7 protein-coding genes and 2 pseudogenes are annotated in these 15,199 nt (G+C 68.1%); 2 read left to right on the forward strand and 7 right to left on the reverse strand.

Going from position 1 to position 15,199, the window contains the following annotated elements; genetic code table 11:
- Nucleotides 1–13 precede the first annotated feature (13 nt).
- Nucleotides 14–2,017 carry an N-6 DNA methylase gene (locus tag ABD858_RS00700; protein ID WP_345033735.1) on the reverse strand — a complete coding sequence of 668 codons (2,004 nt, stop codon included), beginning with the start codon at nucleotides 2,015–2,017 and terminating at the stop codon, nucleotides 14–16.
- A gap of 318 nt (nucleotides 2,018–2,335) precedes the next feature.
- Here ABD858_RS00700 and ABD858_RS00705 point away from each other — a divergent pair.
- Nucleotides 2,336–2,647: pseudogene (locus tag ABD858_RS00705) on the forward strand (hypothetical protein); the annotation flags it as partial.
- A 122-nt stretch (nucleotides 2,648–2,769) separates the two neighbouring features.
- Here ABD858_RS00705 and ABD858_RS00710 read toward each other — a convergent pair.
- The 4 genes and pseudogenes from ABD858_RS00710 to ABD858_RS00720 all read right to left on the reverse strand — a co-directional run bounded on the left by ABD858_RS00710 (nucleotide 2,770) and on the right by ABD858_RS00720 (nucleotide 12,520).
- On the reverse strand, nucleotides 2,770–3,399 hold the full coding sequence (locus ABD858_RS00710) for a protein NO VEIN domain-containing protein (RefSeq protein WP_345033736.1): 630 nt from the start codon (nucleotides 3,397–3,399) through the stop codon (nucleotides 2,770–2,772).
- A gap of 322 nt (nucleotides 3,400–3,721) precedes the next feature.
- Entirely contained in the window at nucleotides 3,722–5,113 is a 1,392-nt protein-coding gene (locus ABD858_RS36650) for an IS1380 family transposase (protein WP_345034278.1), read from the reverse strand.
- Nucleotides 5,114–9,343: 4,230 nt separating this feature from the next.
- Nucleotides 9,344–10,033, reverse strand: a pseudogene (locus ABD858_RS36655) (ATP-binding protein); the annotation flags it as partial.
- A gap of 102 nt (nucleotides 10,034–10,135) precedes the next feature.
- Nucleotides 10,136–12,520: a hypothetical protein gene (locus tag ABD858_RS00720; protein ID WP_345033737.1), complete on the reverse strand. Its 2,385-nt coding sequence runs from the start codon at nucleotides 12,518–12,520 to the stop codon at nucleotides 10,136–10,138.
- A gap of 347 nt (nucleotides 12,521–12,867) precedes the next feature.
- Here ABD858_RS00720 and ABD858_RS00725 point away from each other — a divergent pair, with 347 nt between their 5' ends.
- On the forward strand, nucleotides 12,868–13,077 hold the full coding sequence (locus tag ABD858_RS00725; protein WP_345033738.1) for a hypothetical protein: 210 nt from the start codon (nucleotides 12,868–12,870) through the stop codon (nucleotides 13,075–13,077).
- A gap of 641 nt (nucleotides 13,078–13,718) precedes the next feature.
- Here the strand turns inward: ABD858_RS00725 and ABD858_RS00730 are convergent.
- Together ABD858_RS00730 and ABD858_RS00735 are read right to left on the reverse strand one after the other, a co-directional pair.
- Entirely contained in the window at nucleotides 13,719–14,045 is a 327-nt protein-coding gene (locus tag ABD858_RS00730) for a hypothetical protein (protein ID WP_345033739.1), read from the reverse strand.
- Nucleotides 14,046–14,208: 163 nt separating this feature from the next.
- Nucleotides 14,209–15,138 (reverse strand): NAD(P)H-binding protein, encoded by a 930-nt coding sequence (locus tag ABD858_RS00735; protein ID WP_345033741.1) that lies wholly within the window; start codon nucleotides 15,136–15,138, stop codon nucleotides 14,209–14,211.
- Nucleotides 15,139–15,199 lie beyond the last annotated feature (61 nt).

The following is a 15,199-nucleotide window of genomic DNA, read 5'->3' on the forward strand; positions in this document are numbered from 1 at the left end:
TGGGCCCGGCCCCTCACTCCTCCGTCAGCCTGCCCTGGGCCAGCAGCCCCGACAACATGGCTGAGAGCGCATCACCGTGCCTGCCCAGGTCGGCCACCGCCTCCCGGAACCGGACGAGTCGGCGGTGGACCTCCCCGATCCGCCGCTGCTGCGTCGCCGGCGCGCGCAGGACGCGGAGTCGGCGCACGTCGACGCGAGAGGAAGAGGAGGCACGCGTCCCTGCCCGCTGGTCGTTGCCTGGCGCGCTCAGACACGCGGCGAGGAAGAACGGGTCGAGCAGCGCAGGGTCGGTCCGCAGCCGGACGGTGTGGGCACCGAGCAGTCGCGGTCCGGCCGTCTCGACCCAGACGTCGAATCCGCCGGCCGCGGTCACGACCACGACATCGCCGAAGGACGTCAGAACCCCCTGTCCCTCAGCCTCCAACTCGGTGGCCTGCGCCGCGGCAACCCATGGCTCCTCACCCCGTACGGCCCATGGGGTGATGACGGGCAGAGCATCCTCGGCCTGCTCTCCCTGCTGGATCAGATCGTCAGCGAGAACCTTGCCGGGCATCACCTCGAGAGCACCGGAACGCTCCAGATCACCTACGAAGATGTAGCTGAAGTCGTCCGGCGCTGCGGCACTCGCCTCGTGTTCGCGTACTGCCTTGGCCGCATCGTCCATATCCATCAGGGCCCTGTCCCAGCCGGTCCAGGCGCGGCGCAGTTCCACCGGCCCCACGGACCGCTCGGTCACGGTACGGCGAGAGGGCGTCAGGTCGGTCCCGTCACTAAGCAGTTCCGCGGTCGGCACCCGTGTGACGCCAAGTAGGTCACTGCCACGCAGGGCCGCCACGGTGCGCTCACGCAGACCGTCCCAGTCGACGGCCATGCCGCGACCGGTGATCGCGGTCGTCCGGCAGTCCGCAGCGTCGACGAAGGTCACCTCATCCGCGGAATGTTCACGGGGCGTCGCCAGCAGCCACAGATGCAATCCCACCCCATGCGGCGGCGCGCTCCCGGGCGGCAGCGCGACTACGGCTCGCACGGCTCCGGTGCGTACCAACCCCGCCCGAATTCGCCGTCCGGCCCGGCGCGAAGCGACACCCGGTGGTAGGACCAGCACTGCTACTCCCCCAGGTTCCAGCACGGACAGACAGTGCTGCACCCACGCCAGCTCAGGCTCGGTCCGTGGTGGCGTGCCATACGTCCAGCGAGGATCGGTCGCCAGTTCGTCGTGCCCCCAGGAACGCTCGTTGGACGGTGGATAGCTCAGAACCACGTCTGCGCGAGAGGCGTGCCGCAGGGGGGCATCAAGCAGTGTGTCCCCAGACTGCACGTGACGCTCGCAGCCCGGGAACTCCAGAGCCAGTCTGGCTCGGGTCAGGCGAGCCACAGCAACATCGTTGTCGACACCTGCCAGCGCAGGCGGAGGTACCTGCCCCGACCATCGCCGACCGGACGCAGCCAGGAGCGAACCCATTCCGCACGCAGGGTCCAGCACCCGACGCACCGGCGCAGTGTCGTCACGGAGTTCGGCCGCCAGAGCCACCATGGTGTCGGCCAGTTGGCGGGGAGTGACGATCAACTGACGTACGTGGACGGCGTGCCAACGATCCAGCAGCACGGCGAAGGCTTCCTTCGACGACTGACGAAGGGCCAGCCGCACGACCTCGTCCGCCAGCTTCCGGTCGGCAGCGCTGGGTTCCGGGGCTCCGCGCGGCGGGTTCATCGCCGGGATCGCCAGGCGCTCCCCCGCCGAGGCCAGTAGATGAGCCATCCCGCCCCGGTCACCGAGGTCCTCGATCCGCGGCCAGAGACGGTCCCAGCCACTGGAGGACTCGTCGATCTTGCCGTGTCGTAGAAGCCAGGATTCCGCATCCGCCAGGGAGAACATGGGGCTGGCGTCAGTGCCGCCGACCGGCTTGGGGAAGTCGCTGTGCCGCCGCCTCCAGTTACTCACGGCGGCACGACCGACTCCGGCAAGCCGCGCGATCCCTGCAAGGCTGAGCGTGACCGGTTCATCGTGCTGCTCCATGGTCTCTCGTTTCAGGGATGGTCTAGCTGGATATGGCAGGCAACGATGCACCCGAGGCATGGCGCAGCCGGCGACCGAAGCCTACGCGTTGACTCTGTCAATGTACTCAGGCTTAGGGTGCACGAGAGCCGAGCCCAGCAGCGAGCCGCACGCACCGCTGTCATTCCCGACGCCATGCCCGCTCCGAAGCATCTGCCCCAGCGGAACGGCAGATGTCTGGATTCGGTGGACTTTCCGCCTCGACAGCTCGGAGCAGGCGCTGCTCTCCACTGAATTCGCATGCTTGCACCCCCATCGGCCCCAAGGGACCAGGAGGTCTTTCCCGAGGTGACCGACACGACGGTGGAGGAGTGGCGGCCGGCCCATGCCGACCTGACGTGGGCGAACGTGACCGGCCCGGAGTTCTACAGGATCGACTGGGAGGACCGGGGCATAGTGCCACGAGGGCTGGACGCGGCAACGCTACGGGGCCATTCCCTCGCCGTCCCGGCCATTGTGGAACGTGTGTGGAGCGAGCGACGGCCGGACTTGGAGAGCAGGCCCGGACGGCTGATGGCGCTGTTCTTGTTCGCGAAGGGCACCGGGCCACACGCGCGCCCCAAGGATCCGCGGCTCGAGCCGGCCAGGAAGGAAGGCTCTGCACTACGAGGTGTTCGAGGAACTCGGCGGCAAAGTAGACCGAAGGCGGGCACGCCTGGATGGAGCGGGCCACCTCCGTCGTCCCACGGCCAGCCGGGCGCGCACTTGTTGATTCAGCCGAGGTTGAATCGGAGCCTCAGCTGGGTGCTGACCAGTTCGTAGCCAGCGAGGTCGGGGGCGCCGAATGGGTTGGGCAGGACGGTGATGTTGCGGCGGTCGCGGTCGAGGACGTGAGAGACGTACACGATGAAGTACGTCTCGTCCGGCTTCAGGCGAGAAGCGCGTCGAACCTCGGATTCGCCGAGGATGATCTCGCCGCTGTGGCCGGTGGATGCCTTGACCTCGTAGAGGTAGGTCGCGTCGCCGTCGTGGATGAGGAAGTCGTAGCCGAGCCGGTCGTCCCCCGGCTGCGCGCCGGCGAGCCCGTGGACTCGCAGGCCGGACTTCCATGAGTCCTGTGGTTCGACCCCGAACTGCTCTTGCAGCCACGCGGCCACCGCCGCCTCCCCCGCAAGGCCCACGGCCAATGTCCGGTCTTGGTCGCTCGCGGGGACCTGGTACGAACCGCTGTGCGACCTTGCACCGGACGACGAGGAGGTGCGTGGCTGCGGAATGCGGGGCGCGAGCGCCGTGGCGGACGTAGCCGAGGTGGCCCGCTGCTTAGGCGTGAGGTCTGCGGCCACCTCGCGGGCGAGCGCCGCCAGGTCGTCGGGCCGGGCCGACACGGGCCTGCCGTTCAGCATTACATGGGGGCCGGGTGCGGACCCACCGGGTCCGCACCCGCCCGTGGCTCCGCCGGTGCTCCCCGCGGGCTCCAGGGGACGTGTCGCGGCCAGTCCGAGGTCCGCGCGCCGGTCCGACAGAGGCATGTCTTGGGGCCAGTGACCGCGAGCCCTAAGCCTTGATCCACCGACGTGGTCTGAAAGTGGTCTTCTGACTGATCCTGAGCCCGTTTCGGGATGGTCGTTGGGCTTGGGCAGCGTGTAGCTGCTGGTCTGCCCAGCGTTTCCACGTGTTCGGTTCCGGTTGGGCCCTGGCGGGCGGGGTGGGCAGGGGCGGTTCGTGTCAGCCGGCTGGTCCGTGGACGGTGTCGAAGAGGTGTGTCCAGGCGTGCTGCCAGGGCCAGTTGTGGGGCAGGTGCAGGGTGATGCGTCGCGCTGAGCGGGCGATCCTGGCGGGGACGTGGACCAGGTGGGCGCGGAGGGTGGCGGTGGTGGCCTTGGCGTGGAAGGCGGAGGTCAGTGCGCCGGTGGCCCGCAGCAGGTTGTAGGTCACGGCCCACAGGGTGAGCCAGGCCGCGTTGGCGTTGAAGTGTCCGGAGGGCAGGTGGGCCAGGGCTGAGGCCTTGCTGTCCGCGATGACTTGTTCGACAACGGCATGGTGGCGGTGTTCCCGCTCGGCTTGCAGGGTCTGGGCGGGGTTGTCGGTGATGAACGGGTGGTAGCGCCAGACCGGGAACAGTTCGCCCTGCTCACCCACGACGGCGGGCTTGGCCAGGTCACGGACCCGGCGCACGATCAGCCGGGCCGTGACCTGCTCCGCCTTCTTGCGGCTGGCGAACGCGGTGTAGGCGGGTATCTCGGCGACTTCGGCGTCCGAGATGAGCTCGCCGGTTTCGGGGTCGGGCACGGCGGTGGGATAGGTGATCTGCTGCCATGCCTGGTCGGGGATGCTGTGGACGGCCCGTTTGATGGAGGGGTTCATGCCGGTGGTGATCGAGAAGTGGGATCCGGCCCGGCGGCAGGCGGCGATCACACCGGCGTTGTAGAACTGCGAGTCCGCGCGCAGGATGCGCATGCCGGTGCAGCCGGCCTCGGCGGCGGTGGCCAGGGCTTCACTGACGAACTTCGGGGCGCCGCGGGAGTCGGCGGACTTGCCGCGGCGCATCCGGACCCCGGCGATCACCGGGCGGGAGCGGGGGGTGCAGATCGTGGCGAGCAGGGGGTGCAGGGTGCGGACGCCCTTGAACCGGCCGTACTCGGCGCCCTGTTTGGCGCGTCCGTAGACCCGCTTGTGGGTGGAGTCGACATCGATGAACGCCTTCTCGCCGGAACCGGGCAGCAATGGGGTGTGCGTGGCCAGTGCGGCCAGGAATCTGCGGTGCACAGCGTGGAGCTGGAGTGCGTGACCGTGGGTGAACGCGCGCAGGAACGTGCCGAGCGTGGACGGGGCACGGATGCCGCCAAACAGGGTCGGCATCGCACCGTGCCGCAGGACGTCCAGGTCGTCGATGCTGTCCGCGCCTGCGACCATGCCGGCCACGATGCTGGTGACCTTGGCGTCCGCTGCGGCACCCGCGCTGTTCTTCGCCCCGGTCAGCTTCACCTTCTCCGCCGCCAGACGGGCAAGCCCGCACCGCTCGGCCAGCCGCATCACCGGGACCAGCCCGGCATACGCGACCAGATTCGTGTCGTCGAACGCGGCGGACACCGCCGACGCGGCATGGGAAGATTGCATCTCGCGGGTGTTCTCTTGCTCTGTGGATGTGGAACCGTAGGAAGTCCCATCATCCCAGCTCAGAGGGCACCCGCGTCTACATGTCCAAGCCCTGAACCGGCTATTGCTCGGTGGATCAAGGCTAAGCCAAGCGGTCAACGCCTTCACGGACAAGACTTCGAAGTCCAGCAGGCCGTCGCCGTCCAGTTCCCGCAGGATGTCCTGGGCCGGGGGCAGCACCGTGGGGCGACTTGCGGCATGGAAGTGCTCCCATTCCTCGATTAGTTGCCGCAGCCGCGGTACCTGCTTGTGCACCGCTGTGCTGGATGCCTCGCGTACCTCGGCCAGCGGCCTCAGCGGGCGTGACGTCGAGGAGGGTGCGGGAAGCTGTTTCATCAGCCAGGCGTCCGCGTGGGCTTGGAGGAGTTCGTCGGAGAGATGCCACAGCGTCGTGTGCCAGGCCGGGTCCGGCGCCAGTAGGGAGAGGTCGCGCAGCTTCACGTACCCGGCCAGGGACCGTCCGGACCGGTGGACGTCCCTATAGGCGTCCCTGATCCGCTCGGCGAGCGCGGGACGGTTCCGCTGAAGCCATGCCGCGAAATGCCGTTCATGCCGGTCCCTGTTGTCGATCTCCGGGAGGCCCAGAGCGCGCCATGCGCGGTTGGCGTCGACAAGAGACACGGATATGGCGCTCAGTTGCCGTTCCCGGTCGTCGTCCTCCAGCAACCGCACGAGCTGTTCCGCGTTCGGTGCGCCGATCCGGTCGGTGAGCCAGGTGAGGAGGGCGGCGCGGTCGGAGAAGTCCTCGGTGTGTTGCCGCAGTTGCTCCGCGAGGTCGAGATCGAGGCAGGCGAGGAGGGGGACAAGCCGCGCGCTGCCGGAACGCTGTGACGCCCGCTCGGCGAGGACGGCGTGCAGTTGGTGCGGCCGCAGGTCCAGGACGTCCGTGAGATCCTCCTCCGGGACGTGGTCGGTCTTCAGGCCGCGTTCCTCCAGTTTGGTTAGCGCCTTCCAGAGCAGGTCTGCGAGGTAGGGTGCGCCGATGAGGGCAGCCACGGCGGGGGCTGCGGTGCGGAGCACTCGCCAGCCGGTACGCGGCTCGCTGTGCACGACGACCACACGGGGCCGGTCTGGGTGCGGGTGCAGCAGGGCTCGGTCCGCTCCGTGCTCGGTGAGCCGGTGGCCGGCGATCCAGAGGACGGCCTCGCCGGCCACGGTCACGTCGCAGCGATGCAGTAGGCCGGCCACGTCGGCCGCGGCCACGGGCTCCGGACGGGACGCTCTTTCCTCGTCGAACTCCACCAGGGCCGCGACCAGGGTGAGCAGCCAGGATCCCGCGTACTCCGTCAACGGCACATGCGGTGCGTCACGGACGGGCAATCCGTCGGCCTGGATGTCGTGCGCGGCCTCGCCGCACCGCTGGACGTCGAACGTAGTCCTCCGTTGGAGGAAAGCGTGGACCCGGCCGCCCAGTGCCCTGTCCCGTACCGGGATCACGGGCACGGGGACCCGGTCCAGAAGAGCTCGGTTCTGGGCCCCATCAAGATCCGGGACGAAGACCGTCTCATCCGTCTCCGCCGGGTCCAGCGAGGCGAGGGCACCAGCGCGGGTCACCAGCAGCCGGCGCGGCGCCGCGGGCTGCCCGCCGTCGGCGGTGCGCATCCCGCCCTCCGCCGGCAGCAGCTGCGCCCACGCCTTCTCGTACTCCCGTCCGATCTCGTGCGCGAGTCTTCCTTCCCTGAGGTGGACGTTGGCCTGCACCAGGTCCGGCAGGTGGCGGAGCCGGTCGAGCGCGGTGCCGGGATCGTCCCAGGAGCGGATGCCGAGCAGGCCGAGCCGTGCCACGAGCTTGGCGGACCGCCTGCTGCGCAAGGAAGCCGGCACCACGCTGAGGAACTGGGGCGGGGGCTGCGTGCCGTGCCACCACCAGGCCGTGCCGGCGGTGGCGAACACGGTCCCCGCCGAGGTGGCGCTCGGGGCGGCCGTCTGCGGGATCCACGGTGCGTGGGTGAGGAAGGCGGACAGCGGAGTGGGCCAGGGCGTCCCGGCGGGATCGCTGTGGCGTACGAACTGCATCTCCAGTGCGGAGTCGGCCCAGGCGAAGGCGAGGCCGTGCACGATGAGCTCCGCGTAGAGTCTGCGGTCCTCTTCGCAGAAGGCGGCGTAGTCGTCCTGACCGGGCAGCATGGCCGCGGCACGGGAGCGTGAGTGGTACTCCACGCTGATGTAGCCGACCCTACGCCGGTTCCGCCAGCGCTCGGCGCTCGTCCGCCACTGCGGCAGCAGATCCGGCCGCTCCGGGGCCCAGAAACGGGAGGGCCGGTTAAGGGTGTCTCCCCTGACACTGGTGCGGAAGGTCTCGTACCGGGGACGGAGGCCATGAGCGACGTGGTGCCGTTCGAGGAAGCGTCGCATGGCCTCCACGGGGATCGCGTCGCCGCATAGCTCGTCGGGGCGGACGAGGAGCCGTCCTTCCGTCTGGGTGAGCACGGGAGACAGTTCCCGGACGCGCTCCAGGAATCGGGTCAGGGTGTCGTCGACGGAGGAGTGCTCGGCGGGCCATCCCGTCCCGAACATGGCACGGCTCGCGTCGATCCAGCCGGCCCGGGTCAGTACGTGGAGATTCCCCAGGACGGGAGCCCTGCGGCCCTCCGTCTCCAGAGCGTGGGAGACCGCGCAGGCGTAGCGGAGGCAGGCCAAGCGTACGTCGTTGTCCTCGCTGTCCGCGCTCAGTGCGGCTGCGACGACCGCGAGCACCCGGTCGGCGCCGTAGTCGTGGACGAGGTTCGCGGTCCTGAGCCACTTGCGGCCCTGGGCTCTGCGCTTGCGGCCCTTGCCGGACCAGGCGATGCCCTCATGCACGAAGTGCAGGCGGTCGGACAGGCCGTCGGGCAGTGTCGGCAGGGAGCCGCCCTGCGGAGTGTCGCGGTCGAAGAAGACGCCATCCGCGCCGGCCGGTGCCGTCGTCGAACTGGAAGTAATGACGATCCGCTTGCCGGTCAGGGCCGAGCCGTCAGGGAACGCCTGGGAGAGGTCGTAGTAGAAGTCCGCCCACCATCCGGGATCAAAGGTGTCACGTACGGCGGCCTCGGCGAGCCCTTCCGCCCACAACGCGAGGCGCTCTGTGGGGGGTTCGAGGCGCATGCCCACGCTCCTGGCCAGGGACGCCAGCCACCGCAACCGAGTGGGGTGCAGATGCGGGTCGAGGAGATCCATGACCCCCGTGGCGGCGACGGCGTGCGGGGTGAAGACCGTGGAGCCGTCCTTCCCTTCCCACAGAAGGGCACGGTGCAGGGAGGTGCGAGCCCCGGGTGTCGTTCCGATCACCGGGATGAACGGCACGTGGGCGATGCCATTGTCTAGCCGTTGGAAGGCAGACGTCAGCCGCGCCAGTGCCTTGGGCTGCCAGCACATCAGGTCGACGAGCGCGCCACGCGGAATGGATGCCCGCCCATCCGCCGCGGCGAGCACCGCGCGGGCGCACACCTCAGCCACGGTGTCGAGCAGCAGGCCGTTCCATGGCACCGCCTCGTTGAACGAACGACGGTTCATCTCCGCGAAGAACGGTGCGTGGACATAGCCGCGGACGGGTGCCGAGATCTGCTCGCCCATCGGCAGGAAGGCGTAGAGCCGCCCGTCCCGCAAGGGATCGCCAACCGGTACGGCGACCCGTACCTCGGCCTTCTTCTCCCAGGCCATCCAGTCGCGTCGCATCCCGCTCTTCTCGATCGACGCGGCGAGCGCCTCCCGTGCGCGGTCCGGGGCGGCCTTCCCACAGACGACGATCAGTCGCATCCGCCGACGCAAGGTGATCTGCTGCACCTTCAGGCCACGGGCGTGGTGCATCACCTCCACCTGACGGTCATACGTCCTGCGCCGGGTCTCCCCCGCGGCCCGCCACTCCAGCCGGACACGCTCCAGCCGGTCGAGGAACAGCTCGAACGGGGCGTTGTCGTCCATGAGTTCCCGCACCTGCGCCCCGGCGGCCGAGCGCGCGTCGGCCGACTTCAACGGCAGACGGATGACGGTGACAAAGCCCCGGCGCGCGAAGCCTTGGACGGTCTTCGGCGGCTCCTCCAGGAAGACTGGCACCTTCAGCGTGAGCAGGTTTTCCTTCAAGTAGTCGGCGAAACCGTCGCGTTCGGGCGCCACCTCCCGGGCGAGCGCGTCGTAGTCGTCGAGCCGGGCGAACCGGAAGGTGAACCCGTCGAGGAGCCGGGACCCCTCCCTGGCCACGCTGTAGACCTCGGGCGCGTCGCACAGGTGCAGCACGCTCTTGAAACCGACGCCCTTGTGGCCGATCCCGGCGTCGGCACGCTTGCTGGAAAGGGCGATGCTGCACAGGTCCTTGAAGTTCTTGCCGCCGAACGGCTTGCCGCGATTGGCCACATAAAGGGTGCCGTGCTCACCCTCGTCCTCGTCCAACCGGATCTCGATGCGTCCGTCGGTGGCTCTGGCCGGGTGCGCGTCGTGCGCGTTCTGCAACAACTCGATGAGCACCCGGCCCTCGTACTCGGGCGCGATGATCGTTTCGGCCACGGCCTTGGCCTCGCGGGCCGCATCACGGCCGTCGTCCCAGTCCCGCAGACAGCCGCGCACCTCGACCAACGCCTTCTCGTGCACACGCCTGCGCACAGCGGCCGACCGGCGCTGCCGCGCACGCTCCGCCGACGGTCGCCAGCCCCCCGCTGCCATACCGCTGCTCCCCACCCCGTGCGCCTCCCGCCCCACTCTGCCGGTGATCCTACTGAGCGCGGAGGAGCCCTGAAGGGCGTTTGACACCGGCGGCCTGTGGCTCCGTAGCATGCACGTTTGATCAAAGCGCTCGTACGCTGCAAGCCGGGTAACGGGCAAGCGGATCCCGACGCGGGCCCATTGGGTAGAGCCTTCCGGACTGATCCCGAGAAGCAGGCCCGAACACCGCTCCCACTGCCTGATCATAGGCTTCTGCAACACCCTTTAGTCGGGCTCTGAGATGGATGAGCGGACTCGATCGCGGGCAACTGGTCGAGCAGTGGATGGCCGTAGCTCCTGGTCGTTGGACTACCAGACGTCGTGTGGCTCTCCCTCAGCGGTAAGGCCGTACATCTTCAACTGCTCGGCCTTGGTCGGCTGGTTTGGGAACAGGTGCTCACCGAGTTCGCCGTGGGTGACGATGGTGTAGTCGCCGCTGTCGACAGCGGCGAACAGGGCCTCGCGGGCTTCGTACTCCCTCCCCATGCGACTCAGGAGCTGTCCCCACAAGCGGCGTGCGTCTTGGTGATGAGCCGCTGCAGCTTCCATGAGCGCGAACACCTCGTCGGGAATGCTCTCCAGCGGGGGCAGTCCCTCCTCAGTTGTTTCGAGTCGCTCGTACATCCACAAGGCCAGTTCGTACTGTGCCCAGGGTTGCCGGTCTCTCATGGCCAGAATGTGGGCGATGTCTTCAGCAGTGTGGCGTGCACTGGGGATCTTGTGTAGATGCCGGACGACGATCCGCACGGCCCCGTGCTGGCGCTGACGGCGTGCTCTGCTGAGCAGTGCGAGTGCCTCGCGTCGGCGCTCGGGCCACAGTTCCATGAACAGCTGGAACAAGAAGTGTGGATCGGTTTCTGCTGCCGAACGTTTGAGGGCCGCTGCCTCCTGCTGATCCTCTGGGCGGTCCAGGAAGTCGAGCAACATGCCCAGAGCCGCAGCGGACTTCGCGGCGACGCCGGCATCCAGGAGTTGCCGGGCCAGGTCCCGCTCCCCTTGCTTGCTCAGCTTGGAAGGCCACGCGCACAGACGGGAGGGCACGTCGAAGGCCGTTGCCACGAGGGCATGCCAGCGGGGTCCGCCGGTGTGTGCGAGCCTCTTCAGTTCGTGCAGCGCGTCCGCGTCGCCCTCCGCCGCCTGATGCAAGAGCGATGCTGGATGCTCCTGCTGGGCTTCTGGGGTATCCGCTACCCGCGCCACCGCGGCCGCCTCATCCAGCTGGCCGAGATCCTCGTACATCATGACGAGGGCGGTCCTAGCAAGCTCGTGGCCTGCCTCAGCAGCGCGCTCGAGCAGCGCCGTCGCGAGTTCGGCACTCCTCTCTCGGTACTCGGCGTCCACCTGCCCCGTCGCGACATAGCCGATGTCGGTGCCCAGATGAAAGGCGCTTTCGCCGCCGTCCTCAATCGGTTCGCACAGCGCAAGGAGCTCGTCGATTCCGCGCCGCGTGTGGATCATTCCCGTCTCGCTATAGAGGACGCAGAGGTCACTGAACGCAGGTGTGTGGTGACGCTCAAGTGCCTTGATGTACAGATCACGAGCGATCTTGAACCGGGCGCTGGAGAAGGCTGCGGTGCCCAACTTCGCATAGGAGAGACCGCCGAGATCCGCCGTCAGCGCGGCCTGCCAGAAGGGGGAAGGAGGGGCGGTGAAGGCACGCTCCTCGGCAATGTGCTGCTCCAGATAGTCATTGAGGTCGCATCGGTCCGGGTCCGGTCCGAAGCCGTCGGGGTGCAGGACGGGCGGCAGGGCAGGGCACACGCCATGGCAGGGTTCTCGCGCCCAGGCGAGTGCGGTTGCTGCCCAGTCGCCGACGAGTTTCATGCGCGCGTGCGAGGTCAGGTAGCCGGGTGCTGCTGCGGTGAGGGTGCGCACTGGAATGGGTTCGCGCACTCCGAGCCGGCGGAGGTCAGCTGCTGCGGTCACCAGGGCCTTGCCGGGGTGGTCGCTGCGGCGGTAGCGGTGCATGAGTTCTACTGCGGCGGCCAGCGTCTGGGTCAACTCCTGCGTACCACGGGCGCTGTCTGCCGCCTGCACCCACTGCGGGTCGGTGACCCGGCGTTGGAAGTCATCGAGCTCGCGGTCGGTGAAGGTGTCGGGGACGGTGACGCGGTGGCTGGCCTGAAGAAGCGTCCGGCGCCGAGCAAGGCGGTCCTGCCCCTCGGAGGCAGGGGCGGCGCCGGTGAGCTTTTCGTAGTGGCCGGGCCAGATGGTGACGACGATCGCCAGGTGGCTCACGGCATCTTTGAGCGTCAGGAGCAGAGCGGCGGCCTCCTCGCCGTCCCGATCGGCAAGGACAGTGCTGTAGGCGTCGTCGAGCCAAATGATGGTTCGTGGTCTGACCAGCCCCTTTACTGCCGCCTGCCTGAGGCCGTCAGCTGAGTGAGGATAGAGGAGCGCCCAGTCGTGCAGTTCTGTACCGGCGCCTTCGTAGGCTGCGCGTGTTTTCCCGGCACAGGAGTTTCCCTCGATCACGACAACTGAGGAGGAGCCGTTCCTGATCTTTCTCAGGCACTGACGCAGCTCGAGGTCGTGGGCCCGCTCGACGTACGGGGGTAGCCCCTCCCCGATGGATGGTTTGACGCTGAGTTCACCCACTTCCCAGGACGCGAAGGACTTGCTGACAGCTGGCAGCGGGGGCGCCGGCGTGTGGGAGGGAGGGAAGTTGTAGATGACGACCTTCTCAGCCGCCATCGAACGATCCTGCGCAAAGATCAAACGCGCATCAGAAGGGAGCTGAGCCAGGTCCGGAAATACTGGCGCCTGGCTGGAGGTGGCCGTGGCTTCGTTCAGCTCTGTGCCGAAGTCGGCTAGGAAGGGGAGCCGATGCTTGCTCCGCCGTTGATGATGGCTGCAGCGATGGAACCGCCTTCGGCCTTGATACTCATGTTTCCGGCCACTGAGACTCCACCGTCGCCCGACTGCGCGCCAACGGCCCGTGCGTGCTCCTCAAGGAGAGACCTCAACTCCTCGAGAGCAACTGCTTGTTGGTCCCCGTCCCAGTCACTGTAGGCATCCTCGAACCGGCCGACCCAACGCTCATGCTGACTATTGAGTACGCCCTCGCCTTCCGGACCTTCGGGAGCAGCGCCAAGCACGTCAGCCGTACGGTCCAGGCGGCTGAGGACGGTTTGCTCGGCATCATCGTCCCCCCGGGAGAACCACCGAGCTACAGCAGCCTTGATGCCCTCGCCCGTGCCGGCCTTGAGGGCCTGGAGGAGCCAGGTGACCGAGTCGTCGAAGAGCTGTGACGGGTCAAGATTCACGTGAGTTCCCCTGCTTCTATGGTGATGTCGGCACATTAGCGCCTGAACTCAGGTGTTGGTCGAAGATTCATCGGAATCACGTGGTCACCAGGCGCTACCAGCCTCAGCAGCGAGCACGACGGGGCAGAAGATCCGCTGCAGGGCGGCGTGCTGCGTCGTCCGCCGGGGTGAGCGCCGCCCTGCTCCTGGTTGCCGCTCCTGCTTCCGCCGCCGTGGCGTCCGAACGGTTCCGCTGCGACTCATTGAGGGCCGAAGGCCGAAAGGCGACCGACTCCTCAACGGCCTACCCGGCGCCGCCGCCTGGACATCTGAACCCGCCGACCCGTGCTCGGCAAACGGGGGAGGTCCCCGGCGGAATCCAGCTCGTCGCACTGCCGATCACAGCGCCGGGCCGAGGAGGCCCCGCCCAGCAGCAACCCCTTGCGCAAGCCGAGACGGACCAAGATCCGGACCATTTCCGGACCAGACCCCTCCAGTGAGCCGCACCAACTGCTGTTTCCCCTGGTCAGCTTGGGTGCAACTGCTGTACCACCAGCAGACGAAGAACCTGCTGGTGTCGTACTCGCCGAAGAAGCTCGGCTTCTTCTAGACACAGCAGAAGGGCGCCTGACCAGGGCAGATGCCTGTCAGGCGCCCTTCGCCAGCGTTCCCTTGAAGCTGGCGCGTGCGGGGGCGAGGGTCTCGAGCGGTTCGCCGTCGAGGGTCTGCATGGTGACGCGGTCGGCGGCGTCGAAGACCATCCGCTGGGCGGGGCGGGTGAACGGGGTGAATACGATGTGCTCTCTGACTGTGTCGAGGGTCAGGATCTGGTCGAACGTCTTGTCCGGCGGCCAGCCCTTCGACGCCCAGATCGGGCCGCCGATGGAGATGTCGATGTTCAGGCCGCACAAGGTGTCCCAGGGTTCTTGGCCACCGGCGGTGGCGATGGCCAGATCGAGAAGCTCGTCACTCATGAGCCGGGTACTTTCCGTCGCGATGCGTATGGCGATCACCGAATCCGGGGAACACCACGTCTTCCGGCGGCTATCAGGGGCGGACGAGAAGGAGGCCGACCTTGCTGCCGGGTCGCAGCCCGCGCTCCACGGCGATGGCCGGCTCGCCAAGGCGTATGTGGTTTCAGGGGCTGAACAGGCCGGGGTTCTCACGGACGTAATCGGCTACCCCCGAAGGAGGCCGCCCGATGACCTGCTCGACCCCGTCCGCCTTGCGGTCGTACCGATTCTCCGCGTGAAGGCGAGCCATGGTGGAGATGTGCTGGAAGACATGGTCGGGCAGCCCCAATGGCCTGAGATCGTCGTCGATCCATTCCTGCAAGGGGACGTCGATGTAACCGACCGGTCGGCCCAGGGCTGCGGAAACCTCCGCCGCCATGGCAGCGACGTCCTCCGAGCGCGGGCCGGTCAGCTCATGGATCCGGCCGACGTGCGGGGCAGGATCGGCCAGGATCTCCTCCACGACCGCGGCGACGTCCCCGGCCGCCACAGGGGAAGTTTTCGCCCGGCCGAAGGGCAGCCTGATGCTTCCGTACTTCGCGATCGAGGAAAAGCCCACACGGAACAGCGGGTTCTCCATGAACACGGTGGGCCTGACCTGGACGACGGGCAGGCCCGACCAGCCGAGGACCTGCTCCACCAGCCACTGCTGCCGCTGCTGCACGGACTCGGAGGTGCTGGTGAGGTCCATCTCGGAGACAGTCAGCTGCGACATGTTCACGAACACTTCCAGGGATCCGTACGCACGCGCGGTGGCCGCCACCGTCACGGCAGCCTCCAGATACTGCGCCGACACGCCCATGCCGAAGTAGATACGTCCACAACCTGCCAAGGCGTCGGCGACGTCGCCGGCACGCGTCAGGTCCCCGACGACCATCTCGGCGCCCGTCGCGCGCAGCGCCTCCGCCCGCTCGTCATCGCGGCGCACCATGGCCCGGACGGGCAGCCCCCGATGCCGAAGGCCTTCGACCACGGAGCGCCCAACGGCGCCGACACTGCCCGCCGCGCCTGTCACCAGAATGGGTAGCACACTGGTTTCTGGGGTGTGGTCCATAGAGGCAGCCTGTGGTGCGCACGACCAGGGCGCAACTGGAGCCCGCCGAACCGTCGACGCT

Origin of the sequence: Streptomyces sannanensis, assembly GCF_039536205.1 — a bacterium.
Classification (GTDB): Bacteria; Actinomycetota; Actinomycetes; order Streptomycetales; family Streptomycetaceae; genus Streptomyces; species Streptomyces sannanensis.